Origin of the sequence: Bradyrhizobium sp. SZCCHNS3016 (assembly GCF_032484535.1) — a bacterium.
Classification (GTDB): domain Bacteria; phylum Pseudomonadota; class Alphaproteobacteria; order Rhizobiales; family Xanthobacteraceae; genus Bradyrhizobium.
Genome location: NZ_JAUETE010000013.1, coordinates 1 through 25,023 on the forward strand (window position 1 = coordinate 1; position 25,023 = coordinate 25,023).

34 protein-coding genes, 1 tRNA gene and 1 pseudogene are annotated in these 25,023 nt (G+C 63.3%); 26 read left to right on the plus strand and 10 right to left on the minus strand.

The features are described 5' to 3' along the window. Positions 1-391: pseudogene (locus QW881_RS23115) on the minus strand (transposase); the annotation flags it as partial. 96 nt (positions 392-487) lie between these two features. Between QW881_RS23115 and QW881_RS23120 the strand changes: the two are divergent. The 3 genes from QW881_RS23120 to QW881_RS23130 all read left to right on the plus strand — a co-directional run bounded on the left by QW881_RS23120 (position 488) and on the right by QW881_RS23130 (position 3,173). Beyond that, positions 488-2,215 (plus strand): acyltransferase family protein, encoded by a 1,728-nt coding sequence (locus tag QW881_RS23120; RefSeq protein ID WP_315759350.1) that lies wholly within the window; start codon positions 488-490, stop codon positions 2,213-2,215. A gap of 149 nt (positions 2,216-2,364) precedes the next feature. Beyond that, entirely contained in the window at positions 2,365-2,838 is a 474-nt protein-coding gene (locus tag QW881_RS23125) for a hypothetical protein (RefSeq protein WP_315759349.1), read from the plus strand. A gap of 122 nt (positions 2,839-2,960) precedes the next feature. Next, the gene (locus QW881_RS23130) at positions 2,961-3,173 is read left to right on the plus strand and encodes a hypothetical protein (RefSeq protein WP_315738059.1); all 213 of its coding nucleotides are present in this window, start codon (positions 2,961-2,963) and stop codon (positions 3,171-3,173) included. A gap of 82 nt (positions 3,174-3,255) precedes the next feature. Here the strand turns inward: QW881_RS23130 and QW881_RS23135 are convergent, their stop codons facing one another. The 9 genes from QW881_RS23135 to QW881_RS23175 all read right to left on the minus strand — a co-directional run bounded on the left by QW881_RS23135 (position 3,256) and on the right by QW881_RS23175 (position 9,485). Further along, the gene (locus QW881_RS23135) at positions 3,256-3,417 is read right to left on the minus strand and encodes a hypothetical protein (RefSeq protein WP_315759348.1); all 162 of its coding nucleotides are present in this window, start codon (positions 3,415-3,417) and stop codon (positions 3,256-3,258) included. A gap of 472 nt (positions 3,418-3,889) precedes the next feature. Next, positions 3,890-4,627, minus strand: coding sequence for an FkbM family methyltransferase (locus QW881_RS23140; protein ID WP_315759351.1), 738 nt, complete (start codon positions 4,625-4,627; stop codon positions 3,890-3,892). 262 nt (positions 4,628-4,889) lie between these two features. Beyond that, positions 4,890-5,735: a DUF6941 family protein gene (locus QW881_RS23145; RefSeq protein WP_316158738.1), complete on the minus strand. Its 846-nt coding sequence runs from the start codon at positions 5,733-5,735 to the stop codon at positions 4,890-4,892. Continuing rightward, positions 5,732-6,043: a transcriptional regulator gene (locus QW881_RS23150; RefSeq protein WP_316158739.1), complete on the minus strand. Its 312-nt coding sequence runs from the start codon at positions 6,041-6,043 to the stop codon at positions 5,732-5,734. The genes QW881_RS23145 and QW881_RS23150 overlap by 4 nt, the downstream gene beginning before the upstream one ends. 584 nt (positions 6,044-6,627) lie before the next feature. After that, complete coding sequence (locus QW881_RS23155) at positions 6,628-7,800, minus strand: site-specific integrase (protein WP_316158741.1); 1,173 nt, start codon at positions 7,798-7,800, stop codon at positions 6,628-6,630. Positions 7,801-8,060: 260 nt separating this feature from the next. Beyond that, positions 8,061-8,246 carry a hypothetical protein gene (locus tag QW881_RS23160; protein WP_316158742.1) on the minus strand — a complete coding sequence of 62 codons (186 nt, stop codon included), beginning with the start codon at positions 8,244-8,246 and terminating at the stop codon, positions 8,061-8,063. Next, positions 8,243-8,521 carry a hypothetical protein gene (locus tag QW881_RS23165; RefSeq protein ID WP_316158743.1) on the minus strand — a complete coding sequence of 93 codons (279 nt, stop codon included), beginning with the start codon at positions 8,519-8,521 and terminating at the stop codon, positions 8,243-8,245. Before QW881_RS23165 ends, QW881_RS23160 begins: the two co-directional genes overlap by 4 nt. A 43-nt stretch (positions 8,522-8,564) precedes the next feature. Next, positions 8,565-8,795, minus strand: coding sequence for a hypothetical protein (locus QW881_RS23170; RefSeq protein WP_316158744.1), 231 nt, complete (start codon positions 8,793-8,795; stop codon positions 8,565-8,567). Between the two features lie 351 nt (positions 8,796-9,146). After that, positions 9,147-9,485, minus strand: coding sequence for a helix-turn-helix transcriptional regulator (locus QW881_RS23175; protein WP_316158745.1), 339 nt, complete (start codon positions 9,483-9,485; stop codon positions 9,147-9,149). 66 nt (positions 9,486-9,551) lie between these two features. Between QW881_RS23175 and QW881_RS23180 the strand changes: the two genes are divergently transcribed. From QW881_RS23180 to QW881_RS23290, 23 genes are all read left to right on the plus strand, one after another. Beyond that, positions 9,552-9,836, plus strand: a complete 285-nt coding sequence (locus QW881_RS23180; protein ID WP_316158746.1) for a hypothetical protein — start codon at positions 9,552-9,554, stop codon at positions 9,834-9,836. A 160-nt stretch (positions 9,837-9,996) separates the two neighbouring features. After that, positions 9,997-10,251 carry a hypothetical protein gene (locus tag QW881_RS23185; protein ID WP_316158748.1) on the plus strand — a complete coding sequence of 85 codons (255 nt, stop codon included), beginning with the start codon at positions 9,997-9,999 and terminating at the stop codon, positions 10,249-10,251. Then, positions 10,248-10,718 (plus strand): DUF2312 domain-containing protein, encoded by a 471-nt coding sequence (locus QW881_RS23190; protein WP_316158749.1) that lies wholly within the window; start codon positions 10,248-10,250, stop codon positions 10,716-10,718. The genes QW881_RS23185 and QW881_RS23190 overlap by 4 nt, the downstream gene beginning before the upstream one ends. Continuing rightward, on the plus strand, positions 10,718-11,206 hold the full coding sequence (locus QW881_RS23195; protein WP_316158824.1) for an HNH endonuclease: 489 nt from the start codon (positions 10,718-10,720) through the stop codon (positions 11,204-11,206). The genes QW881_RS23190 and QW881_RS23195 overlap by 1 nt, the downstream gene beginning before the upstream one ends. Next, the gene (locus QW881_RS23200; protein ID WP_316158751.1) at positions 11,206-13,047 is read left to right on the plus strand and encodes an MT-A70 family methyltransferase; all 1,842 of its coding nucleotides are present in this window, start codon (positions 11,206-11,208) and stop codon (positions 13,045-13,047) included. Before QW881_RS23195 ends, QW881_RS23200 begins: the two co-directional genes overlap by 1 nt. Further along, entirely contained in the window at positions 13,044-13,235 is a 192-nt protein-coding gene (locus tag QW881_RS23205; protein ID WP_316158753.1) for a hypothetical protein, read from the plus strand. Before QW881_RS23200 ends, QW881_RS23205 begins: the two co-directional genes overlap by 4 nt. Then, on the plus strand, positions 13,228-13,632 hold the full coding sequence (locus tag QW881_RS23210; RefSeq protein WP_316158754.1) for a hypothetical protein: 405 nt from the start codon (positions 13,228-13,230) through the stop codon (positions 13,630-13,632). Before QW881_RS23205 ends, QW881_RS23210 begins: the two co-directional genes overlap by 8 nt. Before the next feature lie 229 nt (positions 13,633-13,861). Continuing rightward, entirely contained in the window at positions 13,862-14,161 is a 300-nt protein-coding gene (locus tag QW881_RS23215) for a hypothetical protein (protein ID WP_316158756.1), read from the plus strand. Next, positions 14,158-14,439 carry a hypothetical protein gene (locus tag QW881_RS23220; RefSeq protein ID WP_316158757.1) on the plus strand — a complete coding sequence of 94 codons (282 nt, stop codon included), beginning with the start codon at positions 14,158-14,160 and terminating at the stop codon, positions 14,437-14,439. The genes QW881_RS23215 and QW881_RS23220 overlap by 4 nt, the downstream gene beginning before the upstream one ends. Beyond that, positions 14,436-14,693: a hypothetical protein gene (locus tag QW881_RS23225; protein WP_316158759.1), complete on the plus strand. Its 258-nt coding sequence runs from the start codon at positions 14,436-14,438 to the stop codon at positions 14,691-14,693. Before QW881_RS23220 ends, QW881_RS23225 begins: the two co-directional genes overlap by 4 nt. Further along, positions 14,660-14,974 carry a hypothetical protein gene (locus QW881_RS23230; RefSeq protein WP_316158760.1) on the plus strand — a complete coding sequence of 105 codons (315 nt, stop codon included), beginning with the start codon at positions 14,660-14,662 and terminating at the stop codon, positions 14,972-14,974. The genes QW881_RS23225 and QW881_RS23230 overlap by 34 nt, the downstream gene beginning before the upstream one ends. Beyond that, positions 14,971-15,231, plus strand: a complete 261-nt coding sequence (locus QW881_RS23235; RefSeq protein WP_316158761.1) for a hypothetical protein — start codon at positions 14,971-14,973, stop codon at positions 15,229-15,231. The genes QW881_RS23230 and QW881_RS23235 overlap by 4 nt, the downstream gene beginning before the upstream one ends. Before the next feature lie 159 nt (positions 15,232-15,390). Further along, the gene (locus QW881_RS23240) at positions 15,391-16,548 is read left to right on the plus strand and encodes a hypothetical protein (RefSeq protein ID WP_316158762.1); all 1,158 of its coding nucleotides are present in this window, start codon (positions 15,391-15,393) and stop codon (positions 16,546-16,548) included. Beyond that, a complete protein-coding gene (locus tag QW881_RS23245) occupies positions 16,545-17,159 on the plus strand; it encodes a transcription termination/antitermination protein NusG (protein WP_316158763.1) in 615 nt (204 codons plus the stop codon). The genes QW881_RS23240 and QW881_RS23245 overlap by 4 nt, the downstream gene beginning before the upstream one ends. A 272-nt stretch (positions 17,160-17,431) precedes the next feature. Continuing rightward, positions 17,432-17,713: an HNH endonuclease gene (locus QW881_RS23250; RefSeq protein ID WP_316158765.1), complete on the plus strand. Its 282-nt coding sequence runs from the start codon at positions 17,432-17,434 to the stop codon at positions 17,711-17,713. 203 nt (positions 17,714-17,916) lie between these two features. After that, entirely contained in the window at positions 17,917-18,303 is a 387-nt protein-coding gene (locus QW881_RS23255; protein WP_316158766.1) for a hypothetical protein, read from the plus strand. After that, the gene (locus tag QW881_RS23260) at positions 18,303-20,063 is read left to right on the plus strand and encodes a terminase TerL endonuclease subunit (protein WP_316158768.1); all 1,761 of its coding nucleotides are present in this window, start codon (positions 18,303-18,305) and stop codon (positions 20,061-20,063) included. Before QW881_RS23255 ends, QW881_RS23260 begins: the two co-directional genes overlap by 1 nt. 2 nt (positions 20,064-20,065) lie before the next feature. After that, on the plus strand, positions 20,066-21,406 hold the full coding sequence (locus QW881_RS23265; protein WP_316158769.1) for a phage portal protein: 1,341 nt from the start codon (positions 20,066-20,068) through the stop codon (positions 21,404-21,406). Continuing rightward, on the plus strand, positions 21,393-22,247 hold the full coding sequence (locus QW881_RS23270) for a S49 family peptidase (RefSeq protein ID WP_316158770.1): 855 nt from the start codon (positions 21,393-21,395) through the stop codon (positions 22,245-22,247). The genes QW881_RS23265 and QW881_RS23270 overlap by 14 nt, the downstream gene beginning before the upstream one ends. A gap of 9 nt (positions 22,248-22,256) precedes the next feature. Further along, positions 22,257-22,397, plus strand: a tRNA-OTHER gene (locus QW881_RS23275). Between the two features lie 107 nt (positions 22,398-22,504). Further along, positions 22,505-23,851: a phage major capsid protein gene (locus tag QW881_RS23280; protein WP_316158771.1), complete on the plus strand. Its 1,347-nt coding sequence runs from the start codon at positions 22,505-22,507 to the stop codon at positions 23,849-23,851. A gap of 81 nt (positions 23,852-23,932) precedes the next feature. Continuing rightward, positions 23,933-24,382, plus strand: a complete 450-nt coding sequence (locus QW881_RS23285; protein WP_316158773.1) for a hypothetical protein — start codon at positions 23,933-23,935, stop codon at positions 24,380-24,382. Positions 24,383-24,446: 64 nt separating this feature from the next. After that, positions 24,447-25,022, plus strand: a complete 576-nt coding sequence (locus QW881_RS23290; RefSeq protein ID WP_316158774.1) for a head-tail connector protein — start codon at positions 24,447-24,449, stop codon at positions 25,020-25,022. Position 25,023: the final 1 nt, after the last annotated feature.

Sequence of the window (25,023 nt, forward strand, 5' to 3'; positions counted from 1 at the left end):
TCGGCCCGGCTCGTCTGATATCTGACCGTCATGCGACAACAGCCGATGGCTTTACACGCCCGCCGTTCGCTCATCCCGTGAACGCCCACGAGCTGTGCGACAGCTTTCCGCTTCGCCGCGGGCGTCACCACTTCTTTCCCAGGAGATCCTTCAGGGCGGCATTGTCCAGCATGGCGTCCGCCAGCAGCCGCTTGAGCCGCGTGTTCTCGTCCTCCAGCGTCTTCAGCCGCTTGGCCTCCGAGACGTCCATTCCGCCGAACTTGGCCTTCCACTTGTAAATGCTGGCGTCGCTCACGCCATGCTTGCGGCACAGATCGGCGACCGGAACGCCAGCCTCGTGCTCCTTCAAAATCCCGATGATCTGCTCTTCCGTAAAGCGGCTGCGCTTCATGCTCTGGTCCTCGTTGGGGCCAGAACGAACTTCAAACTGGATTAAGCCCCAGGGGCAAGGTCAGCGTGGTTCTTTGCGCCTCCTGGCGACTACCGAATGTTTTTCGGAAGCGCGGTCTCTACGCTTCTGTTTTCCTCGAACATCTTCTTCTGGTCGCAGACCGGCTATTTCGATCTTCCAACGATCGGGAAGGTTCTCATCCACACTTGGTCATTGTCGGTGGAGGAGCAGTTCTACTTCCTGTTTCCGGTCGTGACTTGGCTCTGGAGCAGGCTGTTTCCCGACCCAACGTCGAAGCTGTCGCTCGGACTGGTCATCACCGGCACGGTCGCGCTGTGCGTGCTCGATGAGCTTTGGATCAAGCAATCGCCCTCGGCCGCCTTCTACATCGCCCCGCTGCGGGCCTGGGAGTTTTTGATCGGAAGCATCGCGTTCTTTCTGCATCGATGGTCACCGGTCAGAAGCGAGGCGCGTCTCATCCTTGCGACAGCCGGCATGGGCTCCATGCTGATTCCCGTGGTCATCTTCCGCGCGGAGACACGATTCCCCGGGTTGCATGCGCTGATTCCCTGTCTCGGTACTGCGTTCTATATTGTCGCCTTCAATCAGGAGCAGGGCAGGCCCCGGCTGCCGTTCCGCGAGACCGGAGCCTTCCTCGGCCGTCTGTCCTATTCGCTCTATCTTTGGCATTGGCCGGTGTTCGTCCTCGGCAGGGCCGCGCTGCCGCTCGATGTCGCGACCTCGGCGTTTGCTACCGCCGGGCTCCTGCTGTGCTCGCTGCTGCTGGCCTATCTCTCTTACGTCATCGTCGAGCGGCCGGCACGAGCGCGAACGGAGTGGGTTGGCGTGCGTGGCTCCCCGGTGATCGCGGGCATTGCCGTCGTCCTGATCGCGGTCGGAGTTGACGGCGTCGCTCGTGACGGCTACGCCGATCGCTTCCCGCAATCCCAGGCACGAATGCTCCGGTACGATTCCCGGACGATGGAGCCGTTCTATCATGCGCACAGCTGCTTCTTGCAGCCCGATGAGCCGCCATCGGCCTACGACTTTGATGCGTGCCTGAAGCCGGCTGCAAACAAGCGCAACATTCTGCTCGCCGGCGACAGCCTCGCCGCACATTATGCCTGGGGATTGCGCAGCTACCTGTCGTCCGATGCCTATCATCTTCTGCAGCTTACGTCAGGGGCTTGTCCCCCGTTCGTCGAGCTCAAGCTGAGCACCTCGCGAAACTGCAACGACGTCAATCAGCTGCTACGCGATCAGATCAGGGCCCACCGCTTTGACGCCGTCGTTCTTTCCGGCAATTGGCGCGCCTATCTCGAAACCTACGGCCAGCCTCCTGCACGGCGCGTCGATCGGTATTTGAACGCGCTGCTGGCGGCAGCTCAGGAAGCCGGCGTTCCAGTTCTGCTCCTCGGTCCTTCGATCGAGTTCCCCGCTCCCTTGGCTTCGACGTTGTTCAACCATGAGCAGACGCACGTCCCAATCGGCAATTCGCTCTTGCCGAGAGAGGGGGCGTTCAAGGCGGACGACCGTTTGAAGGAGATCGCCAGCGCGTATCCGCTCGTTCAATACGTTTCCATTCTCGACACGATTTGCAGCAAGAGGCGTTGCCCGCTGACGATCGACGCGGAAACGCCGATTGTTTGGGACACCATCCATTTCACCCCGGAAGGGTCGAGGTTTGTCCTTTCGCAACTCGCGCCGCAACTGGATGCGTTCTTGCGGAGACTTGAGCAGCCCGCCGAGACCGGAACGCACGAACTCATGGCGGGTGACGGCCCGACGGCAACCCGGAACGTCGCTCCATCCCAGGTTCAATGATGAGGAGCGATCGAGCACGGGACCTGCGGGAGCCATGAACCTTCGACTGGGGTCGCGCGTTCGCCTGCCGCTGATGGCGGACGCTGCCTTCGCTGAGCCGCGAAGGTGGTTCAACGTCATGTTTTCTCAAGCCGTTGGGGACGACAGACATGAATCCGATCATCAAGGCCATGGCCGTGCTTGCATGCGCCGCGTGCTGGAGCAACGCCGCGCCGGCCGAATCGGTGCGCTGGAACACCTATAGGATCCCGGAGACCGGCACGTCGGTCGACATTCCCGTCTCGATCTTCAGCGACACGGCGGGCCAACCCGGGGGCTATGGCCAGCGCTTCCAGACCGCGGACGGCCGCGCCAATCTGACCGTGCAGTCGATGCCCAATGACACCAGGGAGTCGCCGGCGCGATTCCTCGCCCAGAAGAACCCGCCGCCGAACATCCAGTACAAGCGGATCACCTCGCGCTTCTTCGCGGTGTCGAGCTACAAGGGCGACTACGTCTGGTATAATCGCTGCAACTTCGTTGGGGGCTATGTCCACTGCGTGCTGATCAACTACCCCCGGGCCTGGGAGCGCGATTGGGACGGCATCGTCACCCGCATCAGCCTGTCGCTGAATCGGAGCTGAGCGGGACGCCCATGGCGAAGCCTGGGACCGGCGGCTTTGATCCGCCTCAATGATACCGTCGGGCTCCGTCGCATAGGCTTCGGCTTCATTTCAGCCGCCGCTTACAGACGAGCTCGCCCCTCATGGCCGCCGCATCCTTCACCGTTCGGGCCGAAAGCGCCAGCGCGATCGCCACCATCAGGTGCCGCAGCGCGCAGGATGCGCTGCTCACGGCAAACGCCTATCTGCGTCTCGGCGCTGCCTGCGTCAGCATAGAGACGCCGGGTGGACAGAGGATGAGCCCCGACCGGCTCGATGCGCTGCTCAACGATTCCGGCGGGCGCATCGGCTTGTGAAGCCGGGCGTCATGCAGATCGGCAATCATCGCTGGCGTGATCGCGACGGCCTGCCCGGTGCCTCCCGGGAGCACATCCAGGTTCAGGGTGACGACGCTTCGATGCGGTCGCCGGGCAGCGCCGTCGGCCACGAGACATCCGCGATATAGGGGCCGTAGAGGACGTCCTGACGCCGCTGGTAAATGATCGTGAGGGCGACAGCGGCGATGAAACAGATTGCGGCAAACATGGCTAGTTCAAACATGGTTCAACTCCATCGCCCAAGACGTGGCGGATGAAGGGCGTCGGCGTCAAATGGAAGCCGCCATTAAGCTGAAGAGCAAAGCTTGATGCGCGTTGGTTTTCCGGACGAGCAGTCTGCAGGCAGACAGCCAAAGTGGGCCGGCTGCGCCCGCGCGGCTCAATCTCGGATCGAAATTCCGGCCACTCGGCCGCGAGCTACTCCGCGACGGTCGACTGATCGGTATTGAGCTCTGGAAACATCGCCCGGCAGCTCAGGCAGTAGGATTCGAAAATGAAGCTCAGCAACGCGGACATCGGTAACCCCTACGGTCGATTTGATATTCGGCAACATGCCGGGGGTCTGTTTCACGACGACTTCGTAGGCGCGGCGAAATGGTTTCGATCGGCTCCCGGAATGTTTCGTCCTGCGCGGGGAGGGGCGATTGATCAGATACCTGTGACGTCATCATCGACCAGCCCGGCTCATCCGCAGTTCAGGACGTGGGCGCGTGCAAGCTCCTGAAGATGAAGTTGTTGCAGTAGTCCTTTCGCTTCCAGAACCATTCGCCATCGTCGCGCTGGTGGATCTCCGGGTCGAAGGCGGACAACGGAAGCAATCTCCCGCGGCTCAGGAATTGGCCTCGATAGCCAAGACCCCGCAGGAGCAAGAACGTCTCCTTCACCCTGTCGAGCGTCGCCAGGCGGTGGTCGCACTCGACCACGATCAACGGCCGGCATCGGCGCAAGGTGCGCTCGGCGCCGCGCAGCACGTCGAGTTCGGCACCCTCGACGTCGATCTTGATCGCAGACACGTTTCCCGTATCGGGGAGATAGTCGTCCAACGACGTCGTCTGCACCTGGATGGCCTTCGAGGTCTCGGCGGGGCGGAGCAGCGAGGCCCCGGGCTGGTGCCCCTCGGGCACGAACAGGGTCTTCTTGCTGGAGCACGAATAGACGGCGCGTGGTTCGACCACGACGTTGTCGAGCGAGAACCGCTTGCAGAGCCGCGCCAATCCTTCGGCCAGGTCCGGCTGAGGCTCGAAGGCGACGACCCGCCCCGGCGCCGACCACCGCGCCAGCCAGTAGAGAAAACTGCCCTTGTTGGCGCCGATGTCGCAGACAACGTCGCCGCGCCGGATGTGACGCCGCAGCTCGGAAAGCTCCGTCTTGTGGTCGCGGAATCTGGACCGCAAAATTCTCACCAGAAACCGGGATGCCTCATGTTTCGCCAACCGAGCCCCCCAATGCCATGGCCACGCATCCGCCAAACGAAGGCAAGCTTGGGTGCGCACGCCCTGTCGTTCACGGCAATGTTTCGAAATGGACGAGCGGCGGGGCGCCACGATGGCGCTGGCGTGGCGATTCGCGATCCCAGCAGGGCTCGAACCTGCAACCCGCGGAGTAGAAATCAGGCGCTTCTGATTTGCTTTCGGTAATGATTTCAATTCGTTGATAGGATTCCAATAGTAGGTAGGGGGAATTTCCGGGACCCCTTCATTTTTTGGGGCGCCTTTTGCGGGGTGGACGCTCCGTCACAATGTCCGGTGACCGACTTTCAGTCGACCCAGGTTTCACACTGTAATTAAATTCTGGATCCGCAGGCATTTGTGGATCGAACTTCACCCGGAAGCCAAGCCGATCGAGTTCCTCGATAACTACTCGTTCCCCGTTCGGAAGCGGCTCAATATCAAGTGATAAATCGTCCGTATTGTAGGGGCGCGCAAAGAAGACCTGAAGCCTCTGATGATCAACTACAAGTCGAATGTCGGCGCTAGGGTATGGGAGCACGATCGAGCCCTGAGCACGAATCAAATAGTCCGACAACGTCTCGATGAGACGTACCGCGGTCCGTTCTCGGACCTGCTCCGTCTCGCTTCCCAGTCGGGCGTAGTGTCCGATTGCCAACATAACCCCGCCTGCGAGCTGCTGAAGTCTCAGTTCAGGAGGAATGCCGACCCTAACTCGCAGGCCGCCGGCGTAATTGTCAGTTAGCTCATCCTCAACGAAGACCCGAATTACGCCTTCCTTACTAATTTCAAACGGAGAAATACGGACGACCGCTTGTGCCTGAAAAAAGACTCCCTCTTTAGTCGGATTGATGGGGGCGACCGGCTGAACTTGAAAGAATGGTTCATGTCCCGGCCACTCGATACGTACCTGCATTTTCTTCGGCTGGTCGTGGATTGGGGTTCTAAACCTCACAACGAAGAACAACTGATTCAGAGTCGTGGGTAGCGCAGGCACAATCATCTCATTGCTGTACACTCCGAGATAACCTGACTTCCCCGGCGCGACTGCCGCCAAGTCGTCGCAGCAAAAAAAAGTCGCTAGCCGGGTCATGGCGTTTCCACAGTAGAGAAGCCAGAAGGAAACACCGTGCTGTTAACAACGGGAGGGTGATTACTTGGGCGAGACCGCCTCTTCTTCTTTGGCAACTTGAACTCTGGATCTCTACCTAGCGCCCAGGCCAATTGACCGATCGTCCGTAGTTCAAGCGGAGCCTTTCCATTCAGCACGCGAGAAATGACAGATCTATGGACGCCGAGAAGATTGGCAATGTCGCTCTTAGTCAATCCGCGCTCACTCATCTCTTCCAAGAAAGCGAGCAGGATTTCCTCTCTAACATTACCCACGAAGCGTGCCGCCATGAGGTCTCGGGGCGACAACGAAGTTGGTGAGAATGTCATTTGGCTGGTCTCCTGAAATGTAGTCGTTCGGCGTGAAGCCAAGTGTCTTTCGAACGTACTGTGTTTGGCTGATGAAACCGCTGTAGTTTAGCTTCGCACTTTTGAGGAGTTTGACGTCACAGCCTGCGTCAATGACCATTAGGTCTCGATCGGCAAACCAACCAAAAATCCTCACGTCCAGAGTCTTTAGTTCCCAGACTGCGTGTTCCAGGTGCCTAAGCGGAGAGATCGGTGACCTGAGGATTAGCGGCCGGTTGGTGAGATAGCTTCCGAACAGGTTCGCTACTTGTTCTGACGCGGACAGCATCGTGTCCTGGCTCTCAATTGTCGGCAAATCCTGGGCCAGAAAGCTAAATAGGCGCTTTGTGCCAAATAGGCCTCGCTGGGGGAGCTCGTCATCGATCAGACCGAAGTTGACAGATCTTAAGGTTCCATTGTTCAATAATCTGGTCATTGTTGACATGCAAGTCAACGCCCTAAGAGAGTTAAAATTGAAATTCGAATTAGGGTAGATTAATGGTTGAAATGCAAGATATCACAGTTCCTTATGAGCCGTCAGATGGCTTTGTGACCTTTGTTCCAAAAGGAAGCGGGCCGTTCAAGGTGCCGACCTTGGCGTTTGCCTCTTCCATCGCTTCTCGTAAGTCCTCAACCAGTGCATCCGTATAGAACGTCGCCGTCGTCTTGATATCGGTGTGACCGAGCAGCGTCTGGACAACCTTGAGATTACGGGTCTTGCGTAGCGTGCGCATGCCCGTGGTGTGGCGGAGGTCGTGGATTCGGGCAGCGACGCCGTGCTTCTTCCATTTCCGGCAGTAGGTGGTGAAGCCGTAATAGGTCATCGGATAGCGCTGGCCCTTGATCCGCTCCTCGCCGTTCTTCGGATGCTTCTTCCAGGTCCGCTGGGCAACGAACGTGAAGACGTGGATCGGGTGGTCGCCGCGGCGGCGCCACAGCATCTGGTAGGCTTCCTTGGTCAGCGGGATGACGCGGGGCTGGCCGCCCTTGGTGATGACGCGGATCACGGCCAGGTCGAAGTCGACCTGGGGCCAGGTCAGGAACAGGTTGCCCTTGCGCAGGCCGGTGATGATGGCGAAGCGTCGGACGTCGGCGTAGTCACGGTCTTCGGCCGCGTCGAGCGTCGCTTCCTCGGCGGCGGAGATCTCGCGGATGTGGCGCTTGACCTGCTTCAGCCGGTGCTTGCGCCATTTCGGCATCTTGACGATCGCCGCGTTCCAGTTGTCGGCGGCGCGGTACATGACTTGGCGCAAGAGGTCGATGGTGCGATTGACCGTGCGCGGGGTGATCGGCCGGCGCAGGATGACCTTGCGGTCGTTTTCGACCACGGTGCGATCGCGCCTGGTATCCTTCCGCCGCTCGGCGACCATGCGCGAGACGGCGTCGTCGTTGATGGTGTGCAGATAGGTCCGGGCGCCCATGATTTCGACCAGGCGGTCGAGCACGCTGCGGATGCGCTGATCGGCCAGGGTCGAGCCGTGCTCGGTCCACCAGCGGTCGCAGGCAGCCTTGAGCGTAAGGGGCGACGAGCCCTCGGCCTTCAGTCGCTCGACGAGGGCGCGGGCCTCGATCTTGCGCGCTTCCTCGAAGGTCTGAGCCTGACGTTCATCCCGGAGCTTGGTTGAGCCGTAAAAGCGAAAATGTTCGATCTCGAAGTCGTACTGCCAGTAGGGGCTCTTTCGGGTCTGGTAGATGGACATGAGCGCGCTTTCGGCTGGGCTGGCTCCGGGACGGCCAGGGCCTCGAGGAAGGCGACCACGTCGCGTGGCATGAACACGCGGCGGGGCTTCTTCCGACCGCATCCCTTGATCCGCCCGGTGAGCCGCCCGGCCTCAATATGCCGCGCCAGCGTCTTGCGGTCCATGGGGAGCAGGCGGCAGAGCTCCGGCAGCCCGATTGTCGCTTGGATGGCGAAATGGGCCTCCAGTGCGGCCGGAAGGGCTGGCAGGGGCATGGCGCGTCAGGCCTTCGGTGGATCGCGCGCGGGCAGGCCAGGGACGGCGGCGACGGCCTTCTCGGCAACCTCGGACGTGCGCTCGATGACGGCGCGCAAGATCTCGGCGCAATCCGCGCGGCCGATGCCGAACACGCCGCGCGCCTGGAGCTCCTCGTCGAGGTACATGGCCATGACAGTGATCACGCTCATTCTGCCGCCTCGCGAATGACCAGGAAGATCTTATCGCCCCTGCGCTCGGCCAGGCCGCGCGCGATCGCTTTCTCGACGGTGGCGTTTCTGAAACGGCGCCCGCGGCCGTCGGCGCGCCACTGAGCGTTGCCTTCCCGGTGCAGCGGCCCGCGCGCCAGCACGGCGACGCATTGATCGACCGTGCTCGGCCACGGCTTGCGGTGATATTCGTAGATGCGGCGCTCGCCGCGCTTGGTGATGTAGGTGACCCGCTGCACTGGATGTTTCAGCTTCATGACACAGCCTCGATGCGGGCGAGGAGGGCAGACCGTCTGATGATCATCGCGTCACCGCGCAGTCGGTCAGAACGGCGGGAATGGAGCCGTCAGAGCAGGCCGGACGCTCCGACGATGCGAGGCGGGCAATCAGTCCGGCGCCGGCAAGCGGCACCATCGCAGCCAACACGATGACGACGAGCGCGGCGGCCAGCGGGGCATGGGTCTCCCGCGGGCCGTGCCGCAGCAGCTGCTTGCGCCGCCAGCGAAGGCTTTGTTTCTGTCTGTTAACCATCGGAACTAACCTTTCGTTAGCCATGGCTTGCGCCACCGGAGGTAGGCGAGCACAGTTGCAACCACTCAAAGGGCAACGCTGCCGTCTGCCGAATGTGCTGCACCTTACTCAAATAATTTGAATATGCAAACCGAGCGCTCAAATAATTTGAACAAAGAGCTGCGCCTGCCCCGGGGTTAGGGTCAGAAGGGCGGACTGGGAATGGGGAAAAGGGGTGAGGGTTGGCACCGGCGCCGCGCCATGGAGCTGTGCTGCCAATTGCCTGAAGATCCGGAGGACGCCGCGATCGTCCTCGCCTATATGCGGGATTTTCTCGATGGTTTCCTGGCAGCCGACCGACAACCTGGCGGGTTAGGCCCGCGCGCGGTCCTGCCCGGGCTTCGGCTCGTTGAGAGCCCGATCCAGATCCACGCTCAGGCCCCTCCGCTCGCCGTTATAGAGCCAATCGAGGGTCAATCCGGGGATGATTCGCACTAGTTTTTGAGCGACGTCGATACTCAAGGGCATCCCGCCGACAAAATTGGCCCACCGCTGCGGAGAAATCCCCAATCGATCGGTGAAGGCCTTTTGCGTATCCAGCTTTAATAGGGCCTGTACGCGCCTAAGCCGTTCGATACGTTCAAGAACTTCCTGGGGAAGTTGCGGTTTTGAAGGGGGCTTTGGCATCGCCGCGGAGGATGGCGCAGGCATCACAAAAATCCCATTAAGAAAACTTGATCGTTGCGCGTTCAAATAATTTGAGTATCGCTCGGGTGCATGAAGAAGATCACCCGACGATTCGAAACGACCGGACAGGTTTTCGACGCCCTCGGTGTTGGCGGCGTGATGGCTCTGACACGCGGCAACAAAACCGCAGTCTACTACTACAAGGCCTCCGGCAAATTCCCGCCCAAGACCTACGTAGTCCTGAAGGCCGCTCTGTCTGCCATCGGCGCCGATGCGCCCGACAGCCTTTGGCAGATGATCGAGCCCGACCCCGTCGCGCTTGCCGGCGTCGTGCAGCGTTTGCCGTTCGCGCCTGGTGATGAGGTGCAGCCATGAGCGGCACCGTATCGGGCCAGGGCGGCGCCGGTCGATCCGGCGGGCAGGGTGCGCAAGGCGATTATTTCGGCCTGTGGATATCCGTTTTTGGCGCTCCGCCGCGTGGCTGTGTACGGCTGTGGAAAAGTCGCGGCGCGCCTGCATTTCAAGGGGGGCGACGATGAGCAAGCTGACGCCGATGTCGTTCAAGGCGAACTGCTTGAAGCTCGACGCGGTCTTGATCGAGCTGCGCGATCTGCTTCTCCACCTTCCTCCCGGCTTCCTCGACCGGGTTCCTCCAATCGACCGGTTGTTCCGGATCGAGACGGTCGTGTGTCGCGATCCATGCGCGGTCGAAGTGTGGATTTTGCCGTCGAGCGCCCTCTACCGCGTCCTGGCGGATGCCATCGATGCGGCCGCGGGAGAGCGGCCATGAGCGTCGCCACCACCGAAGGCCGTGAGCTGCTCAACTCCTATATCGAGCGGATCGAGCGCATCGTCGAGGAGATCGTAGCGCTCAAGGATGATCAGAAGGTGCTGTTTGCCGAGGCGAAGGCAAAGGGCTTCGACACCAAGGCGATGCGCCGCATCATCAAGCGGCGGCAGAAGGACCAAGGCGAGGTCGCCGAGCAGGAGTCGATCGACGGCATCTACATGCATGCGATCGGCATGACGTCGGAGCACCCGCTGCACGTCCAGGTCAAGCGCCTGACCGCTGACGGCATCGGGCGCGAGCAGGTGATCGAGGCGCTGCAGCTCCTGATCCCGGTCAATGGCGAGATCATCGCCAGCGTCGGCGGCCAGCCGATGCGGCTGTGGCGCACGGCGGACGACAAGTCGTTCGCCGAGGACTACGTGCCGCCGCTGTTCCAGGACTTCATGAAAAAGCGGAAGGCGTCGTGATGATCCGCGAAAGCTTCGTCTCGCCTCAGCCGTTGCCCGGGATCAGCGCTTTCGACCTCGTCGACCTGAGCTGGACGCCGTATCGCCGGATCTGGCTGTCGGTGCGCGACGACATCTCGTGCCTGGTCGATGCCGCGGATTACGAGTGGCTGTCGGAAACGAAGTGGAACGTCTCCTGGGGCTCGCGCACGCCCTGGCAGAAATACGCCAAACGCAATGTAGGGCCTGACCGCGCAACGCTGCGCATGCATCGCGAGATCATGGTCAAGGCCGATCCGCGCTCGGACCGCTTCATGCGGACGCACGTCGTCGACCACATCAACGGCCAGACGCTCGACAACCGCCGCTGCAATCTCCGCTGGCTGACGCATCGCCAGAACTGCGGCAACCGCACGCCGCGCGAGCAGATTCCATCACTCGATTCCATCGTCCTGCGGCTTCTGGCCGATCTCGGTCATCAGCCGGAGCCTGCGGAGGTGCCGTTCTGATGACCTTTGCTTTTCATCCTTATGCCGAGCTGTTTCCGCTGATCGAGGGCGCGGACTTCTACGATCTGGCCGAGGACATCCGCATCAACGGCCTGAAAGACCGGATCATCCTGATCGGGCAGGGCGATGCCGCCGTGCAGATCCTCGACGGCCGCAACCGCTACCGCGCGCTCGTCTGGATCATGTCGACTGGTGAGGCTGTCGGCCCGGGCTGGTGTCAGGCGGGGGTGCATGAAGGCGACAAGCTGCAGGCCGCCGATATTCTCGACGTCGGCAATCGCTTCCTGTTCCGGCAATTCGCGCAGGCGGTCGACGGCGACCCGCTTGATTTCGTGCTGTCGCGCAACCTGCACCGCCGCCAGATGTCCGCCGACGAGCGGCGCATGGTCGGCGCGCGGCTTGTCACGCTGAGGCAGGGGCGCCCCGAACAAACTTCGCAATCTGCGAACATTAGCCGCGAGCAGGCGGCCAAGATCACGCAGGCTGACGTTGCCGGCATCGACCGCGCCAGATCGGTCATAGCGCATGCCGCGCCGGAGATCGTCGAGGCGGCCAGCCGTGGCAAGATCTCGGTTGCTGCTGCAGCCGAGATCGCAGCCCAGCCGGCTGAGCGCCAGGCCGAGATCGTGGCTGCGTTGCCGCGCGATGCCCAGGGGAAGCTGACCGCCGATGCCAAGAAGATGCTGGCGCCGGTCATCAAGGAAATCCGCAGAGACAAGATCGCGGCCAAGAAAGAGCAGCGCGCCGAGCGCGAGGCGAAGCTCGGCCGCAAGATCCAGGCATTGCCGGAGAAGATGTTCGGTGTCGCGATCGAGGATTTCGAGTGGGACCATGAGACGTGGTCCGCCGAGACCGGCACCGAGCGGCATCCGTCGATGCACTATGAGACGGCCGCGGAGGCGCGAACGCCTGAGGAGATCGTCGCGCGTTGTGTCGAGCGGTTCGCTTGCCTCGCCGACGACTGCATCCTGTTCAAGTGGACGACGATTCCGCACCTCGCGGTCGCCATCAAGGTGATGGAGCTGCAGGGCTTCACTTACGTCACGCATCTGGTCTGGGACAAGCGGCGGATGGGTGAGGCGCGCGGGATGGGCTACTGGTTCACCGGCGAGCATGAGATCGTGCTGGTCGGTGTGCGTGGCAAGGTCGTGCCTCCGGCGACGGCGCATTTCCGCAGCGTGTTCACCGAGCCGGTCGGCGCGCATAGCCAGAAGCCGGACAACATCCACAGGATGATCGAATTCCACTGGCCCAACGTGCCGAAGGTGGAATTCAACGCGCGTCGTTGCCGGCCTGGCTGGGAAGCCTGGGGCTTTGATGCGCCCGACGAAACCGTTCAGTTTGCGGACAGCGGCGAGTCACTTCGTGCCGCAGATCTGCCAGCCCCGCCCGCGCTACCTCCAGCGTCGGAAGATGGGATAGTCGAACCGGCTCCAGTCGACCAGGACAACGGAGCCGAAACCGCCGTTCCGCCGGCGGGCAGACCTGGCCCTGGCTTTCCTGATCTCGAGATCCCGCCGTTCCTGCGCCGGACGTCGTCAGCGATTGCGGTTGAGCAAGCCGAGATGGATCTCGCGCGCCGCGACCGGCTGCTCGGCGAGGTCGTCGACGGGCATCTGCAGACGCGGCTGCCGCTGACGTCGGATGAGCTGGAGATGCAGGCGGCGCTGCGCGCGATCGACGCGGGCGAGGCGATCGACGGCGGCATAGTGCGGCACCTGATCGGCGCCGGCTTCGCGCATGCGACGACGAAGCGGATCATGGTGACCGACGACGGCCGCGCTTTCCTCGCCCAGCTCGTGCGTCCCGCGCTCGCGCCAACTACTGAGTTGCGGCCATGAGCGACAACATCCCCCTGCGCCAGCAAATCGGCGCCATCAACGTCGAGATCCGCGAGCGCAAGGTCAAGCCGGGGATGAGCCGGTCGCAGGCGGAATACCATATCTCGCGGCTCGAAGCGGCCGCCGCGACGCTGGAATGGCTGCAGGCCAACGAGGCGCGCATCAAGGGGGTGATGGGCAATGGCTGAGATCCTCAGCTGTCGGACGCTGACGCCGCGGCAAATGCGGCGCGTCATCCTGGAGTCGCCCTATGCCGGCGACATCGTCGCCAACGTCGCCTATGCGCGCGCTTGCGTGAAAGACGCGCTGCTGCGCGGCGAGGCGCCGTTGGTGTCACACCTGCTCTATACGCAGCCGGGCATCCTTGACGATGACAATGAGCGCGAGCGCGCACACGGCATCAATGCTGGACACGCCTGGATGCACCTGGCCGATGCGGTCGTCGTGTGCACCGATCGCGGCGTCTCGCGCGGGATGGAAGCCGGCATCAGCATGGCCCGCTTCAACGGCGTGCCGATCGAGTATCGCAGCGGCATCACCTATCAGGTCGGCGGCGCGGACTACCTCGCGGGGTATCGCCGATGATCAATCAAGCCGTTCTCGCCGGATTCTTCGCCGCCTGCTGCCTCTGCTGGTTCCTGGGCTATTGGCTCGGTTGGCGGCATCGCGGGTTTTCGCCGAGCAGCAGCTGGGCCGTGCGGTGCGTTGGCGGCGAGACATTCATCCAATGCGACGGGCCGTTGGCAGCTCCGGAGCTTGAACAGCTTCGGCGCGATTGGGCGGAGGGCTTCGAGGCTCGCGCGCGTGGTGGCCAATGATCATCATCCGCGTCGAGCTCCATTCCGCCGTCACGCGCGAGGTTACCGAGATCGCCCGCATGCGGATCTGCAACATCGGCGGCACGCGCGAGCATGGCGACTATCGCGCCGAGACCTTCCGCGGGCGCTCGGCGCAGCAGCTGGCGCGCCTCGTGCGGCAGCGGACCGCCGATCTCACGAAGTACCCGCGGCTGCGCGTTCACGTCTGGCATCTCGTTGCCCAGGCGCTGGTCGCGATGGGCTACGCGGGCGAGGGTCATATCGAGCAGCAATCTGATCTTCTGGAGGGGCCATGAGCGAAGCGGGCGCGTCGAGCAAAGGCAAACAACTCATCAAGGCATGGCAGCAGTCCGTCGAGCGCGAGGCGCGCGCTCGTCGCGAAATGACGGAGGCGGGGAACGCCGAGCGTGATGCGCGCAAGGCGCTCGGCGGCTGGCTCATGCCGTCGGACGCGAAGCCGAATGAGACCTTCTCGATCTGGGATCGTGATCAACACGATCAGGAAGTGATGTTCGAGGTCAAGTGCTGCGGCGCGGGCTCGATTCCGGAGATCAGGACCCGGGCGCGCCGATGACCAGCACCCGCCATCGCTGGGGCGAGAAGGTCCGCTTCCTCAACAAGACAGAGCAGGAATGCGTTCGCTGCGAAATGGTGAAAGTCGGCCGGCGCGAGGCGCAAGGCGGCCACGATCTCTACTGGACCGAGTTCTGGCGCGACGAAGAACGTATCGACGACGGCGGCCACACGCCGCCGTGCGATTTCAGATGCGAGCAGCCGAAGGCAACGGGGGCCATATGGACACCAGGGGCACACGGCATCTCTCGGTAGCGGAGTTCGTCGAGGCCGTGCGCAACGCCGCGCCTGGCGCCTCGATCATCTACGCGACCGGCGATCTCGCCTATAGCGCACAAGGCGCGCCAGAGCTGCATGCCGTCCGCGCCAACGCGCAGTTCTGCGTGCAGGCCAAGCAGGGCGTTCTCGTCCAGCGCCGCCGTCCTGATCTGCCCTTTGCCGGCGCAGGCGGAGGTTGCTGCTTCGACTATCTATTCGTGAAGGCGCGGGGCCAGGCGTTACCCCCAAGCTCCTCGATGCTGGAGGCTGCCGAATGACGGACGTCCTGTTGCGCGCTCTGGCCGGCAATGGGGAGGTCTCGATCAAGCTCGCGACCGTCATCTGCTTGCTCGCCACCGACGGCGCCAAGCTGGGCGAACTCGAAGATTCCGAAGTGCTCGGCCCGGATGGTCAGCCGAAGGCCTGCAAGCGGCTGCGGCGCGCCTGGTTGGACCGGCTGGCGCTGGCCGTCGAGCGCGGGGCGCTGGCCCGGATGAAGCCGGAGCGCGTCGTGATGATCCTTCTGCAGGGGTGACCCTGCTGTGCGTGGCGTGAACTGCTTTCCCTGCCTTTCGAATGTGAGACTGCGAACATGACTGCGTTTCGTGAGAAGCGCCGGGCCCGGCACATCGCCTCCGATGAGGCGCATGCCTGGGCGCGCTCGCTGGACCTGAGAAATCCTCCGGCGAAAAGCGTGCTGCGCTCGGCCGCGCTCTATGTCAACGGCGAGGCGTGCTGCTTCGTCGGTCTCGACCAGCTGGCAAAGGACACCGATCTTTCGGTTGACACCGTGCGCCGCCGGCTGGTCTGGCTCGAGGAGATCGGCGCCGTGTCGCGCATCGCGCAATGGATCGACGACAAGGGCGTGCGCAACGGCGACGGGCGCGGCAAGCGGACGACGGACCTGATCCGGCTGCATGTCGAGGCTGATCCCGATGAGATCGAGGGACGCGCGCTCGGCCGGATCGAAATCGAAGATAAATCAACGGCGTTTAGCCCTGGCAGGCAGCAAGGGCTAAATTCCGCGCCGGAAACGGTTAGCCCTGGCGTAGCCCTCGGCCAGCCCTCGCAGTGCTGCGACCACCTAAACTCTGAACCTGAACCTGAATCTCCCCCCTTACCCCCCTCCGGGGGGCGGGAGGCTGCTGGCGCTTGTGAGGAAGGCGAAGCGGAGCCGGAGCATTTCGGGCCAGCATGGCAGGGGTATCCGGAACACGAGGCGATGCGGCGCGATCTCGCACTCGCCGAATTCCGGGCACTCGCGGCTGACGACCAGAAGCTTTGCAGGGCGGCTGTGCCGGACTATGCGGCGCAGATCCGCAAGCTGAAATGGAAGCCACGGGCATTTCACCTCTGGGTCCGGTCCGGCGGTTTTCGGGAGTTTCCGAACGCGAAGCTCCCCGACGAGCGGCCACCGCCGCCGGAACGGCGCCTGATCCAGGGCGAGGAGCTCGCCGGCTTCACGGTCGCCTTGCGCATCGCCGAACGGCGCGATCCCGTGCTGGTGGCCGATCAGCAGCTCGGCCGCGGCGTCTGGCGCACAATGCCCGTGCAGCCGGATCTGCTGGCGCTCGCGGCCTTCGCCGACGATGCTGGTCGGGACAGCTGGGAGATCGTCGCCGAGGGCGGGGAGCGCTTCGCGGCCTGGCGTGACCGGCTGAAGCTCTGGCTCGGTGCCGAGCCGAAGGCCGAGCGCATCTGGCGCGAGCCGCACGATCCCGCCGTGCATGGCCTGTCGCCGATGCACCCGAATTTTCGCGTCCGAAAATCCATCAACGGCTTTCGCGTCCCGCGGCCCTTTCCACCGCGCCGCGACGGCACGTGGTCGCCAGCAGCAGGGGAGAGAGCATGAACATGGGTTATCAGATTGGGGACTTCGCGGGCTACGTCGACCTCGCCAAGTTGCACGCGCCCGAGGCGGCGCCAGTGCCGCAGTGCTGGTACATCCTGCGCACGCATCCGAACTGCGAGGCGAAGGTGATGAAGGCCTTCCGGTTGCGGAACATCAGCGCCTATCTGCCGGTCATGACGGTGATGAAGGAATTCCAACGCATCAGGCGCGGCTTCGAATGGATCGAGCGCCGGAACGTCGTATCGCCCTTGATCCTCGGCGCCGTGCTGATCCCGGATTTCGAGGAGCGCTGGGAATGCTGGCGTGGCATCGATGGCGCTATCGGCCTCCTGCGGTTCGGCGAGTGGACGCCTCACCTGACGCCTAAGCTGTTTCAAGACATCAGGAATATCGAGGACATCGCCAACACGCCGAAAAGCAAGCGGCAGCGCGCTTTCGAGGTTGGTCAGCTCGTCAGGGTCCTGAATGGACCGTTCCGCGGCTTCTCGGCGCGAGTTGAGAGAATTGACTCAAGGGGCCGACTCAGTGTCGGTGTCGAAATATTCAGGCGCATCACTCCCTTGGAGATCGAGGAGAGTGACATCGAAGCGGTTGAAGCTGAGTGCGCGTGATCTGAGCGCGCTTGGTGCCAGATGGCCAAGGTCATCAGGACGCTTCGAACGGAGCTAACCGCTTCGGCGCATCCGCCACCAGCAAGACTGGTTCGCGGTAAAATGGTGGAATCTGCCTAAAAGCCCAGCCCTCGCGCTGGGCTTCGCGCGTCACGGGTTAGGTGCACGCGGATTGGCTGATGGTGGTCTGAGCGCACCCGCTTTCTTTGTTGTTTCCTCCCTAGACTTGGGCCGCCTGTGGCAACGCAGGCGGCCCATTTGTCTTTGGGCAGATGCCTCCGCAACCACCCTGGAAGTCCTGGTACAAGACCGCCCGCTGGCAACGCCTGCGCCTGCAGACGTTCCTGCGCGATCTCTACACCTGCCAATGCGGCTGCGGCCGGATCGAGGGCAACACCTCGCTGCTCGTATGCGACCACAAGGTCCCGCACCGTGGTGACGAACGCCTGTTCTGGGATGAGACCAATCTGCAGACCCTGCTGAAGTCCTGCCACGACCGCCGCAAGCAGCAGGCCGAGCAATCATCCCTCCACACCCGCGGCATCTGGCACTGACCACCAGTGCGAGCCGAACAGAAGGGGGGGTGGTGCAATCTCTAGACCCTCTCCTGTCCCGGACCGGCCGTTCTCTCATTCGCAGGTTTTTTTTCGTCGTGGCTCGGAATTTCGATCTGTTTGGTGATCCTGTCCCGGCTAACCGCGGCAAGCGCGGAAGGCCGGAGCATGTGCCAACGTTGGAAAATCGGAATCGCGTCAACATGTTGTTGGCGTGCGGCTGGAACAACGAGCGGATCGCGGGCGCGCTGCGCATCACCGAGCCGACACTGCGGAAACATTATTTTTCGGAGCTCGAAAGCCGTGATGTCGCCCGCGACCGGCTCAACGCCGCGCTGCTGATGAAGGGCTATGAGGCCGCGCAGGCGGGCAGCGCCACAGCGATCCGGATGTTCCTGCAGCTGGTCGACCGCAACGACCTGATGATGTTCGGTCAGCCGTTGAAACCGTCGAGTGCGAAGAAGCCGGAAAAGCCGGCCAAGGCCGAGAAGGTCGGCAAGAAGGCGGCCGCGCTGGCCGCAGCGCATCAACCGGATGCCGGCTCGCCGATGGGCGAGCTGATGGCGCGTCGTCTGCAGGGCATGAACTGATGATCATTCGCCCCGATGTGCCGACGATCGTGGCGCCGCCGTTGATGTGGGACACATCCTGCCCAGATTGGGAGGACCGCATCCGCAACGGCCGCTCGTTGTTGCCGGATCTGCCGCTGTTCGCCGAAGAAGCCGACATGGGGCTGGCGTTCTTCGACGAGTTGCGATTGCCGGACGTTCCGGGCACGCCCCGGCTCGGCGATGCTGCGGGGCAGTGGTTCCGCGACCTGGTCCGCGCCGTGTTCGGGTCCTGGGACCCGGTCAACAGGCTCCGCATGATCCGCGACTTCTTCGCGCTCGTGCCGAAGGGGTCATCGAAAACGACCTATTCGGCGGCGTTGATGATCGTCGCGATGCTGATGAACTTCCGGCCCCGCGGTACCGCGTTGTTTCTGGGCGAGACGCAGGCGGTCGCCGATCGCGCCTATGAGCAGGCGGTCGGCATGATCGAGGAGTCGCCGGATCTGCGTCGGCGCTTCAAGCCTCGCGACTATGACAAGACGATCGAGGACCTCGTCACCAAGTCCGAGATCATGATCGCGAGCTTCGATCTCAAGATCCTGACCGGCGCGATGGCACTGATCTTCGTGCTGCTCGACGAGCTCCATCTGCTCGGCAAGCGCGCCCACACCTCGCGGGTGCTGCGCCAGATCCGCGGCGGCCTGGACAAGACCGAGGAAGGCGTGCTGGTCATCACCACCACGCAGAGCGACGAGGCACCGGCCGGCGCCTTCAAGAGCGAGCTGAAGTTCGTTCGGAACGTGCGCGACGGGCTCTATCGAGGCAAGATCATCCGGCCGACGTTGCCGCTGCTGTATGAACTACCGCGCGATATCGCGACGCTGACGCGCGAGGAGCGCAAGTATGGCGTCCAGCCGCGCTGGATGGACCCCGCCGTCTGGCCGATGGTGATGCCCAACATCAATCGCCCGATCACGGTCGCGTCGATGATGGCCGATTTCGCGAGTGAGCGCGAAAAGGGGCAGGATGCGGTCAGCGTCTGGGCATCGCAGCATCTCAATATCGAGATCGGCACGGGCACGAATGACGACGGCTGGAGCGGTGCCGATCTGTGGGATGCACAGGCCGATGAAACGCTCGACCTCGAGGCGCTGCTCGCACGTTGCGAGGTGGTCACGATCGGCGTTGACGGCGGCGGCCGCGACGACCTGCTCGGCCTTGCCGTCATGGGCCGCGAGAAGGGCACGCGCCACTGGTTGTCGTGGTGTTGCGGCTGGGCAGACCCGATCGTGCTCGAGCGCCGCAAGGATATTGCGGCCTTTCTCGACGATTTCGAGAAAGAGGGCTCGTTCAAGATACTGGACGCAGCCGCGGCGCTTGCCGATCTCACTGCGATCGTCGCACGCGTCAATGCGTCGGGCCTGTTGCCGCAGAAGAACGCGATCGGCATCGACCCGAACCGCGCCGCGGCGTTGTTCGAGGCGCTGTTCGGCGGCGGCGTCGCCGACGAGATGATCCGCCGGCTGCTGCAGGGCCCGGCGTTGGCGCCCGCGGTCTATGGGCTCGATCTCAAGCTCGCGGACGCGACCTATTTTCATGCCGACCAGGCGCTGATGAGTTGGGTCGTCGGCAACGCGAAGGTCGAACAGCGCGGCAACGCCGATATGATCACCAAGCAGGTTGCCGGCCGCGCCAAGATAGATCCGCTGATCGCACTGCTCCAGGCGACCATCCTGATGAGCTGGAATCCTTCCGCCGGCATGACCGTGACCGGCTCCGATATGCTGGTGGTGGTGTGAGAATGGGCCTCCTTTCTGGTCTCGGCCATGCGCTTCGCGTCGTGGCGGACTCCATCGACATCGGCAAGCCGCGTGACCAGTGGGACCCGCAATATTGGGGCGCGCTCGGCGGAGGGCATTCGATCGCGGACGTCGTCGTCAACGACGCCAATGTGTCGCAGCTCGGCTCGGTGCAGTCGGTGCGCTACGGCCTGTCCTCGGCGATCTCGACCTTGCCCGTGATGGTCTATCGGCGCGGCAAGAATGGCGCGCGCGAGGCGCTGCCCGATCATCCGGCTTCGCGGCTGCTCGGCGTGCGCCCGAACGATTGCAATGCGCCGGGGGAGTTCATCGGCGAGCTGGCTTGGCATCTGTCTTACTATCGCAACGCCTTCTGCAAGATCCTTCCGCCGCATGAGGACCGCCTAGGGCCGCAGCCTTACGGGCTTGGCGGGCTCGAGCTGATCCATCCGCGGCGGCTGGCGATGGTTGAGCGGCGTTACGATGGCCATCTGTACTACACGTTCAACCCGCCGGCGACGATCGTGCAGGGCGCTTCGCTCAAGGCGGAGACTTATCGCGATGACGAGATCTGGCACCTGCGCGGCAACCCGCTGCGCGAAGACGGGCTGCTCGGCGAGCCGATCTTTGAAAGCGCCCGGAAGGTGTTCGGCCGCGCCATCGCGGTGCAGGACTATGGCGACATCTGGTTCGCCAATTTCGGTGGCACCGGCGGCATCATTGAGCATCCCGGCAACTTCAAGGACAAGGAAGCCGAGCAGGATTTCATGGAGACCTGGCGCCGCTACGGCACGGGTCGCAATCGGCATCGCGATCGATTGCTGAAATATGGCGGCAAGTATACGCCGCTGAAGGTCACCAACGCAGAGGCGCAGCTGCTGGAGACCGAGGACGCTGCCGATACGAGCGTGTTCGGGCTCTGGAGCTTTCCGCCGCATCGCGCCTCCCGGCTGAAGCGCTCGACCAACAACAACATCGAGCAGCAGAGCGGTGAATTCGTGATCTATTGTCTGGCGCCACTGGCGATCGGCGTTGAACAGGCGGCCGAGCGTGATCTGCTCCTCGACAACGACAGCGGCGACCTATTCATCGAATTCAATTTCATGGGCCTGCTGCGCGGCGACCTCAAGACGCGTTATGCGGCCTATCTGATCGGTCGCCAGGGCGAGTGGTTGAGCGCGAACGACATACTGCGCTTTGAAAACATGTCGCCGCGAACAGATCCCGGCGGTGATGAGTACAAGAATCCGATGACGAAGAATTCCGGCGCCGATGCTGGCGACGGTGCCGATCAGCCGGGGCCGGCTGATAGCGAGAAGGGCGCCAACGATGCCGAGGACTGAGCCTATCGAGCTGCGGCGGGTGATCGCAGAGATCTCGGCGATTGACCCCGCCGTCGCAATCGAGTTGTCGGTGCTGGCCGAGTGCCTGGTGCGCTCGATCGCGCGCGAAGCGGCCGCGGCCGCTGGCAGCGTCCCGGCGCAGCCGAGCAAGATCGCGCTGATTTCGGTCTCCGGTCCGCTGACGCCGCGCGGCAGCTACTACGGTTCGTCGCTGTCGGATATCGCCGCGCAGGCCAGGCGGGCTGGCACTGATCCGGACGTCGCGGCGATCATCGGGGATTTCGACACCCCCGGCGGCACGGTTGCCGGCACGGCCGAGGCGGCGGCGGCCTTCGCAGAGGCGGCGCAGAAAAAGCCCGTCATTGCCGTGGTCAACACGCTGGCCGCCTCGGCCGGGTACTGGATCGCGTCGCAGGCCTCCGAGATCGTGATGACGCCATCGGCAGATGTCGGCTCGATCGGCGCCATGGTGATGCATGTCGATTACGGCAAAGCGCTGGAGGAGGCGGGCATCAACGTGACCATGATCCGCTCGGAGCAGTCGCCGCTGAAGAATGAGGCGCACCCGTTCGGTCCGCTGTCGGACGATGCGCGGTCCTATCTGCAGGGGCGCGTCAACGATTCCGGAGCCGAATTCATCCGCGCCGTTGCAGCCGGCCGCAAGGTGTCGCCGGCGACGGTCAGGAAGGATTTCGGCCAAGGCCGCATGTTCGGCGCCAAGGATGCGGTTGCGCGCGGCATGGCCGATCGCATCGGCACGCTCGACCAGGTGATTTCCGGGTTGGTCACGGGTGGGACGCGCGCGGTGGCCCGGCGCCGCTCAGCGCTCGCGTTCGATTGATGCTTTCTGGCGGAGGTAGCTCAACGGTAGAGCGCGAGGCTTGTGCCTCGGACATAGCAGCGCCCGTCGACGACTGGATGGATACGCGCTGCAAGGGGGGCGCCTAGTCGACGTCTCCGTGTGCGGGTTCGAATCCCGCTCTCCGCCCCAAACTTCGCAGATTGCGAACATTATTCGGTTGCCGCCCGCGTCCGCCCGGACAGCGGGAGAAAGGGCTGTGTCTCCGTCCGGGCGTCATTAAAAGGGGTATTTGATCCATGAAAAAGGATCTGAAGAAGCTGCGCCAGGCCCGCGCCGAGAAAGCCAAGCTCGGCAAGACCCGGCTGGAGGCGCTGAACGCGTTGCTGGCGAAGGAAACGTTGACCGAGGCCGAGGGGGCGCAGCTGGCGACGCTGGAAGCCGAGGTCGATACGCTGGAGAAGGAAGTCGCCGCGCTCGATGCTGAGATCGCGTCGGAAGAGAAGTCGGCTCGCCGGGCCTCTTTGTTCGCGTCGACCGCGTCGGCTGCTGCGATCGCTATTGCGACGCTCGGCGGGCCGGCGCTCGCGACCGTCGTGAACGACACCGATCCGGCCCGCACGGGCGGGTTCAAGAGCCTGCCGGAATTCGCGGTCGCCGTCCGCAATCTTCAGGTCCAGGGCATCGCAGATCCGCGCTTCGCGGCGGCCGCGACCGGCTATCAGCAGAATCAGGGATCATCCGGCGAGGGCGTTCTGGTTCCGACCGAATGGCGCGAGGCGATCTGGTCGCTGGTGTTTGCCGACAACGACCTGCTTGGATTCTGTAATCCGGAACCGACGCAGGGCAACACGGTGGGCATCATCAAGGATGAGACCACGCCGTGGGGCGCGGCCGGCGTCCAGGCTGCATGGCGCTCGGAAGGCACGCAGATGCTGGCCAGCAAGGCCGCGCTGACGCCGACGATCATGCAGCTGCACGAGCTGTATGCCTTCGTGCTGGCGTCGCAGGAGGTGCTCGACGATGCACCGCGGCTGCAGAACCGCCTGACCATTCAGGCGGCGCGCGCGATCCGCTGGAAAGCCTTCGAGGCTGTGATGTGGGGCGATGGCAACGGCAAGCCACTCGGCTTCATGAAGTCGCCCGCGCTGATCACCGTAGCGGCCGAGGGCGGTCAGACCGCGGGAACGATCGTGCCCGCCAACGTCCTGAAGATGATGGCCCGGCTGTTCGAAATGGATGGCGGCAGCCCGCAGTTCATCGCCAACCGCGATACACTGCCGCAGCTCGGCACGCTTCAGATCGGCAACAATGCGGCATGGCTGCCGATGAGTCAGGCGCTCGCCGGCGGTGGCATCCGCAAGGGTGGCATGCTGCTCGGTGAACAGCTGACATACAACGAGCATTGCCAGACCATCGGAACCACGGGCGATATCGTATTGGCCGACCTTTCCGGCTACGCGCTGGCGACCAAGCAAGGCGGCGGCATCGACTTCGCGGCCTCGATCCATCTGTTCTTCGACCAGAACATCCAGGCGTTCCGGTGGATCTTCCGCGTCGGTGGCCAGCCCTATTTGTCCGCGCCGGTCGTGGCGGCGAAGGGTGCCAACAGCAAGTCGCATTTCATCGCGCTCGCCAGCCGCTAATTCGCTGCCGGTGCTCGGGCGCGCACCGAGCGCCGGCCATCGGCCGAAATTCCCTTTCATCAAAATCAGGAGCATCTCGCAATGTCCGGACCCGCATTGAAGCCGTCGCAGCGCGCCGGCATCGTCGGATTCATCAGCCCGGTGTCGCAAGCCGCGGGCACCGTCACCTCGGCGTGGATGGATGCCACGACCTTCCACAACTACATGGTCATTCTCAAATCCGGCGTGCTCGGTGCCGCCGCGACCGTCGACGCCAAGCTGCAGCAGGCAACCGACAATGCTGGTGCCGGCGCCAAGGACATCACCGGCAAGGCGATCACGCAGCTGGTGAAGGCGTCGAACGACAACAATCAGCTGACGATCGACCTGAAGCAGGAAGACACTGACTTCAACAACGGCTTCAAGTGGTTTCGTGTGTCGGTGACGGTCGGCACTGCGGCCTCGCTGGTCGATGCGACCGTGCTCGGCTTCGATCCGCGGTACGGCTTCGGAACGGACAACGATCTGGCGACCGTGGTGCAGAACGTCTGAGGTCTGACAGGCTAGCTCGGCGGGTCAACCCGCCGAGCATGAGGTTGAACGGCGCAGAACGCTCATGCTTCGTACCATCGCAGCACCCCAATTCGACCCGGTCTCGCTCGAGGAAGCGAAGGCGCATCTGCGCGTCGACTTCGAGGATGACAATGACCTGATCACAGGCTTCATCGCGGCCGCGACCATGATGGCGCAAGCGGTGGTGCAGCGGCGCTTTGTGATGCAGACGCTGGAATGGCCAGTGCTGTCCTGGCGCCGCCTGGTCGACGGCCTGCCGATCGCGCCGGTTGCCAGGGGCGATGTCATCGGCATCACCTACACCGGCCTCGACAATGTCACGGCGACGCTGGCGACCGATCAGTACGTCGTGCAGACCAAGGGGCCGACGGTCCGGATCATTCCGCCGCTCGGCGTTCTCTGGCCGATTGTCAATCCGCGCGCGGCGGAGCCGATCGTCATCCAGTTCAAGGCCGGCGAGGCGGTCGACAAGGTCGCGGCCAACGTCAAGACCGCGATCAAGATGATCGTCGGACATCTCTATGAGAACCGCGAAAGCGTCGTCGCCTCGGCCCGTGCGGCCGCCATCGAGCTGCCGCAAGGCGCGCAGGCGCTGCTGTTGAGCGAGACCTGGGAGTAGG

Excerpts from the sequence above, each read along its gene's own strand:
- QW881_RS23230 (WP_316158760.1), top strand. The coding sequence starts at position 14,660 with ATGGACACCAGGGGCACACGGCATCTCTCGGTAGCGGAGTTCGTCGAG.
- QW881_RS23270 (WP_316158770.1), top strand. The coding sequence starts at position 21,393 with ATGCCGAGGACTGAGCCTATCGAGCTGCGGCGGGTGATCGCAGAGATC.
- QW881_RS23260 (WP_316158768.1), top strand. The coding sequence starts at position 18,303 with ATGATCATTCGCCCCGATGTGCCGACGATCGTGGCGCCGCCGTTGATG.
- QW881_RS23220 (WP_316158757.1), top strand. The coding sequence starts at position 14,158 with ATGAGCGAAGCGGGCGCGTCGAGCAAAGGCAAACAACTCATCAAGGCA.
- QW881_RS23155 (WP_316158741.1), bottom strand. The coding sequence starts at position 7,800 with ATGTCCATCTACCAGACCCGAAAGAGCCCCTACTGGCAGTACGACTTC.
- QW881_RS23175 (WP_316158745.1), bottom strand. The coding sequence starts at position 9,485 with ATGCCTGCGCCATCCTCCGCGGCGATGCCAAAGCCCCCTTCAAAACCG.
- QW881_RS23245 (WP_316158763.1), top strand. The coding sequence starts at position 16,545 with ATGAACATGGGTTATCAGATTGGGGACTTCGCGGGCTACGTCGACCTC.
- QW881_RS23265 (WP_316158769.1), top strand. The coding sequence starts at position 20,066 with ATGGGCCTCCTTTCTGGTCTCGGCCATGCGCTTCGCGTCGTGGCGGAC.
- QW881_RS23200 (WP_316158751.1), top strand. The coding sequence starts at position 11,206 with ATGACCTTTGCTTTTCATCCTTATGCCGAGCTGTTTCCGCTGATCGAG.
- QW881_RS23250 (WP_316158765.1), top strand. The coding sequence starts at position 17,432 with ATGCCTCCGCAACCACCCTGGAAGTCCTGGTACAAGACCGCCCGCTGG.
- QW881_RS23255 (WP_316158766.1), top strand. The coding sequence starts at position 17,917 with ATGTTGTTGGCGTGCGGCTGGAACAACGAGCGGATCGCGGGCGCGCTG.
- QW881_RS23180 (WP_316158746.1), top strand. The coding sequence starts at position 9,552 with ATGAAGAAGATCACCCGACGATTCGAAACGACCGGACAGGTTTTCGAC.
- QW881_RS23125 (WP_315759349.1), top strand. The coding sequence starts at position 2,365 with ATGAATCCGATCATCAAGGCCATGGCCGTGCTTGCATGCGCCGCGTGC.
- QW881_RS23210 (WP_316158754.1), top strand. The coding sequence starts at position 13,228 with ATGGCTGAGATCCTCAGCTGTCGGACGCTGACGCCGCGGCAAATGCGG.
- QW881_RS23225 (WP_316158759.1), top strand. The coding sequence starts at position 14,436 with ATGACCAGCACCCGCCATCGCTGGGGCGAGAAGGTCCGCTTCCTCAAC.
- QW881_RS23235 (WP_316158761.1), top strand. The coding sequence starts at position 14,971 with ATGACGGACGTCCTGTTGCGCGCTCTGGCCGGCAATGGGGAGGTCTCG.
- QW881_RS23160 (WP_316158742.1), bottom strand. The coding sequence starts at position 8,246 with ATGAGCGTGATCACTGTCATGGCCATGTACCTCGACGAGGAGCTCCAG.
- QW881_RS23185 (WP_316158748.1), top strand. The coding sequence starts at position 9,997 with ATGAGCAAGCTGACGCCGATGTCGTTCAAGGCGAACTGCTTGAAGCTC.
- QW881_RS23120 (WP_315759350.1), top strand. The coding sequence starts at position 488 with ATGTTTTTCGGAAGCGCGGTCTCTACGCTTCTGTTTTCCTCGAACATC.
- QW881_RS23280 (WP_316158771.1), top strand. The coding sequence starts at position 22,505 with ATGAAAAAGGATCTGAAGAAGCTGCGCCAGGCCCGCGCCGAGAAAGCC.
- QW881_RS23150 (WP_316158739.1), bottom strand. The coding sequence starts at position 6,043 with ATGGCGGCACGCTTCGTGGGTAATGTTAGAGAGGAAATCCTGCTCGCT.
- QW881_RS23165 (WP_316158743.1), bottom strand. The coding sequence starts at position 8,521 with ATGAAGCTGAAACATCCAGTGCAGCGGGTCACCTACATCACCAAGCGC.
- QW881_RS23195 (WP_316158824.1), top strand. The coding sequence starts at position 10,718 with ATGATCCGCGAAAGCTTCGTCTCGCCTCAGCCGTTGCCCGGGATCAGC.
- QW881_RS23130 (WP_315738059.1), top strand. The coding sequence starts at position 2,961 with ATGGCCGCCGCATCCTTCACCGTTCGGGCCGAAAGCGCCAGCGCGATC.
- QW881_RS23135 (WP_315759348.1), bottom strand. The coding sequence starts at position 3,417 with ATGTTTGAACTAGCCATGTTTGCCGCAATCTGTTTCATCGCCGCTGTC.
- QW881_RS23290 (WP_316158774.1), top strand. The coding sequence starts at position 24,447 with ATGCTTCGTACCATCGCAGCACCCCAATTCGACCCGGTCTCGCTCGAG.
- QW881_RS23215 (WP_316158756.1), top strand. The coding sequence starts at position 13,862 with ATGATCATCATCCGCGTCGAGCTCCATTCCGCCGTCACGCGCGAGGTT.
- QW881_RS23285 (WP_316158773.1), top strand. The coding sequence starts at position 23,933 with ATGTCCGGACCCGCATTGAAGCCGTCGCAGCGCGCCGGCATCGTCGGA.
- QW881_RS23205 (WP_316158753.1), top strand. The coding sequence starts at position 13,044 with ATGAGCGACAACATCCCCCTGCGCCAGCAAATCGGCGCCATCAACGTC.
- QW881_RS23145 (WP_316158738.1), bottom strand. The coding sequence starts at position 5,735 with ATGACCCGGCTAGCGACTTTTTTTTGCTGCGACGACTTGGCGGCAGTC.
- QW881_RS23190 (WP_316158749.1), top strand. The coding sequence starts at position 10,248 with ATGAGCGTCGCCACCACCGAAGGCCGTGAGCTGCTCAACTCCTATATC.
- QW881_RS23170 (WP_316158744.1), bottom strand. The coding sequence starts at position 8,795 with ATGGTTAACAGACAGAAACAAAGCCTTCGCTGGCGGCGCAAGCAGCTG.